This is a genomic window from Mycobacterium sp. (assembly GCF_035623875.1).
In the GTDB taxonomy this organism is placed as follows: Bacteria; Actinomycetota; Actinomycetes; order Mycobacteriales; family Mycobacteriaceae; genus Mycobacterium.
Genome location: NZ_DASPSP010000040.1, coordinates 1 through 4018 on the forward strand (window position 1 = coordinate 1; position 4018 = coordinate 4018).

4 protein-coding genes are annotated in these 4018 nt (G+C 63.9%); 3 read left to right on the forward strand and 1 reads right to left on the reverse strand.

The genetic code is table 11. The features are described 5' to 3' along the window. The 3 genes from VEI45_RS03600 to VEI45_RS03610 form a co-directional block, all read left to right on the forward strand. Positions 1–692, forward strand: a 692-nt coding sequence (locus VEI45_RS03600; RefSeq protein ID WP_324850203.1) for an alpha-ketoacid dehydrogenase subunit beta, incomplete at its 5' end; no start/stop codon positions are given. Further along, complete coding sequence (locus tag VEI45_RS03605) at positions 689–1882, forward strand: dihydrolipoamide acetyltransferase family protein (protein ID WP_324850205.1); 1194 nt, start codon at positions 689–691, stop codon at positions 1880–1882. The genes VEI45_RS03600 and VEI45_RS03605, both read left to right, overlap by 4 nt. Positions 1883–1889: 7 nt before the next feature. Beyond that, positions 1890–2153, forward strand: coding sequence for an acyl carrier protein (locus VEI45_RS03610; RefSeq protein WP_324850207.1), 264 nt, complete (start codon positions 1890–1892; stop codon positions 2151–2153). A 20-nt stretch (positions 2154–2173) separates the two neighbouring features. On the opposite strand, the gene VEI45_RS03615 is transcribed toward VEI45_RS03610, so the two are convergent. After that, positions 2174–3847, reverse strand: a complete 1674-nt coding sequence (locus VEI45_RS03615) for a GAF domain-containing sensor histidine kinase (protein ID WP_324850208.1) — start codon at positions 3845–3847, stop codon at positions 2174–2176. Positions 3848–4018: the final 171 nt, after the last annotated feature.

Below are 4018 nucleotides of genomic sequence, written 5' to 3' on the forward strand. Positions count from 1 at the left end.
CCGCCGCGGCGCTGCGCCATATGTCCGGCGGTCAGTTCTCGGTGCCACTGGTTATCCGCATGGCGACCGGGGCAGGTCGTCAGCTGGCGGCCCAGCACTCGCACAGCCTCGATCCCTGGTATGCACACATCCCGGGTATCAAGGTCGTCGCCCCGGCCACGGTCACCGATGCCTACGGCATGCTTGGTTCCGCGCTGGCCGACCCGGATCCGGTGGTGATCCTCGAACACGTCCAGCTTTACAACACCGCCAGCGACGTCGATGCGCTGACCGCCACCGACATAGCGCGAGCGGCAGTGCGCCGCAGCGGATCCGATGCCACCGTGATTACCTATGGCGGGTCACTGCCCAAGGCGTTGGATGCGGCAAACGAATTATCCCTTCAAGGAATTGACTGCGAGGTCATCGACCTGCGGGTGCTGCGGCCGCTGGACATGGAAACGGTCCTCGAGTCGGTGCGTAAGACCCACCGCGCGGTGGTGGTCGATGAAGCCTGGCGTACCGGCAGCCTGGCCGCAGAGGTGAGCGCACGAATCGTCGAAGACGCGTTTTTCGACCTTGATGCTCCGACCGCCCGGGTGTGCAGCGCAGAGGTACCGATGCCATATGCCAAGCACCTCGAACAGGCGGCATTACCGCAGCCGGACAAGATAGTCGCCGCCGTGAACAGCCTTCTCGGGAACGGCTCATGATCGAGTTCACGATGCCCGCACTCGGGGCGGACATGGACGAGGGGACCCTCAACGAGTGGATGGTCAAACCCGGTGACACGGTGACTCGAGGCCAGGTCGTCGCCATCGTCGAAACCACCAAGGCTGCAGTGGAAGTCGAATGCTGGCACGAAGGTGTCGTCCACGAGTTGCTGGTGCCCGTCGGCGAAACCGTCGCGGTGGGAACGGTATTGGCGACGATGCTGGAAGTCGGAGAAGCCGCACCGGCGCAACCTCGACGCTCGGGCCGACGGGCGGGCAAACCGCAACCCGCCCACGTCCCGGTAGCTGTCGCGCCGGCGCCGGCGGCAGCAGGCCCGAAAACCGCGCCGCACCGGCGGCGTTGGGTGTCACCCGCCGCGCGCCGCCTTGCGGATTCGCTCAGCATCGATGTCAACTCTGTCAGCGGCACCGGGCCGCAGGGCGCAGTCACCATTCACGACGTTGAGCACGCCGCCGCGTCCGCGAAGCAGCCGCAACCCAAGCTGACTGCAGCGGATCGCGCCGCAGGGATGCGACGCTCGATCGCAGCAGCGATGAGCCGCTCCAAGCGCGAGATCCCGCATTACTACCTATTGCACGAAATTCAGCTGGACACAGCACTGACGTGGCTGACCGCTCGCAACGCGCAACGACCGATCACTGAGCGACTACTACCGGCGGTCCTGCAGTTGAAAGCCGTTGGGCTGGCGGCTCAGCGGTTTGGTGAATTCAGTGGATTCTGGCGCGACGACACTTTCAACGCATCTGGCGACGTGCATGTCGGGGTGGCAATTTCGCTGCGCGGCGGCGGTCTCGTCGCACCAGCCATCCACGATGTGGCCGGCAAGAAACTCGATGATTTGATGAGCGACTTGATGGATCTGGTTGCGCGGGCACGGGCAGGCTCGCTGCGCAGCTCGGAGATGTCGGATCCCACCATCACTGTGACTAATCTCGGCGACCAAGGGGTGGACGCCGTCTTAGGAGTGATCTATCCACCTCAAGTTGCGCTGGTGGGCTTCGGCAAACCGGCGCAACGAGTTTGCGTGGTGGACGGCGGAATCCGTGTTCTCACCACTACGCACGCCACTCTGGCAGCAGACCACCGCGCTTCCGACGGTCATCGCGGCGCCCTGTTCCTCGCAGCCATCGACGAGCTCCTCCAACGTCCCGATGAACTGGAGAAATGACAGCGCCATGACGAGCGTCAAAAGCCTTCGCGCCGAAGTTTTGTCAGTCTTGACAACCATCGCCCCGGAAGTGGACCCAGCCGAGATCAGCGACGAGGAACTACTGCGTGATCAGGTCGATTTGGACTCTATGGATTGGTTGAACTTCTTGGTCGGCATTCATAAGCGATTGCACGTCGACATTCCCGAGAAGGATTATGCGTCGTTGCGGACCCTCGCTGACCTCATGCACTACATCGAGGAACATGGGACTAACGCGAATCCTCGATGAGGTTCGCTGACCGGTGCTGATCAGGACAATGGTGCGGTCCAGTAAACCCGGGTGCCGCCCTCAGGTCCCGCGGTAACCGAGCAACCGCCTCCGACTTGCGCTGCCCGTCGCTCCATGTTGGCCAGTCCGCTGCGGCGCAGATTGTCCTGCGGGATGCCGTGGCCGTCGTCGGTGACCTCGACTGTCAACTGGTCATCTGCGCAGATTCGCACCGTCAGGTGGCTGGCCCCGGCATGGCGAACGGCATTGCTGACGGCTTCGGTGATGACGGCCTCGGCATGGTCGGCGAGTATGCCGGGCACGACTCTCAGGTCTCCCGATATGTCCAGCGTGGTGGCGATGTCGCGGTCTTCGGTGAACTCAGCAATCGTGTTCTGGATTCGCTGCCGAAAATCGGGGCTTTCTCTCACGGGGTTTTGCAGTTTGAAGATCGTCGCCCGGATGTCGTCGATCGTGCCCTGAAGATCGTCGAGCGTGCCGGCCAGCCGGTCGGTGATCTCTGGCGAACGTGCACGAGCGATGGTGCTCTGTATATCGAGACCGGCCGCGAAAAGCTTCTGGATGACATGGTCGTGCAGGTCATGCGCAATTCGCTCGCGGTCGGCGAGGACCGCCAGTTCACGCGCGTGTTCGCGGCCGGTCGCCAACGCTAACGCGATCGCCGCGTGCCGGGCGAAATCACTCACGAGTTCGAGGTAGTCGTCGTCGAACGGCGGCTGCTGCTCGGAGCGGGCGACGGCGATCGCCCCGACGACCGTGTCGTCCGCACGCAGCGGCATCACGAACGCCGAGCGTTGGCCGACGTCAGTAAACCCCTCGATCGGATACTGGAACGAATTCGTAATCAACGGCTCGCCGCTGCGCACGACGCCGCCGCTGGTAGAACCCTCCACCGGTACCCGATGACCGATGACTTGGGAGGCGTATCGGCCTGCCGCGGCAGCAACGACAAGGGTGTCCACGTCGTCGACGGGTAATTCCGGCTCAGTGGGAACGAGCAGTATCGCTTGCTCGGCGTCGGTCAACTCCAACGCACGGTCCACGATGAGCTGCAGCGGACGTGTCGCCGGCCCGGCGGCCAACAACTCGGCGGTGATCTCACGGCTTGCCTTCATCCACTTCGCCGATGTGCGTTGTCGCTCGAACAGTCCCGCATTGTCGATGGCGACTGCCGCCGCCGACGCCAATGCCCGCGCGGCGATCTCCTCAGAGTCGGTGAACGCCCGATCTGGCCGGTCGTCGCCTAGATAGAGATTGCCGAAGACGGCTCCTCGCACGCTGATCGGGATACTGAGAAACGCCTTGATCGGCGGATCTTGCCCAGTAAGGCCGCTCGCGCCCAGATACGCGGCCAGATCGACGACACGAAGCGGCTCGCTGATCGGCAGGTCGCCGAGCCGTCGGGCTGCGTCGGCGTCGATGCCCTCCTGGATGAATGACGCCAGGCTGCCGCCGGACCCGTAGACGCCCAGCGCCCCGTACCGGGCGCCGGTTAGCTCCATCGCGGCTTTGACGATGCCGTGCAATGTCACGTCGAGGTTCTCCAGATTGGAGCCGATGTCAACGATGACGCGTAGCAGCTGTTCCATCTGGTCGCGAGCCGCCAACAGCTCGTCGAGCTGCTCGTGCATGCGGCGTACCAGGCCGCGCTGGCCCAACTGGGTGAACGCGGACTCTGCCGCGTCAGGCTCCATGCAGGCAAAATAGCAGGTCAGCCAGGCGGCAGGCATCGCAATACCGGAATATTCACCTGCGGACAAGACGCGACCGTGCCCGCCGGCCGCGGGCGAACCAACGGCGGGCGAGCGGTAATCCGGGACTTTCGGCTCCGCCAGTGGTGACCGAAAGACCGTGTGAGCCAGCGC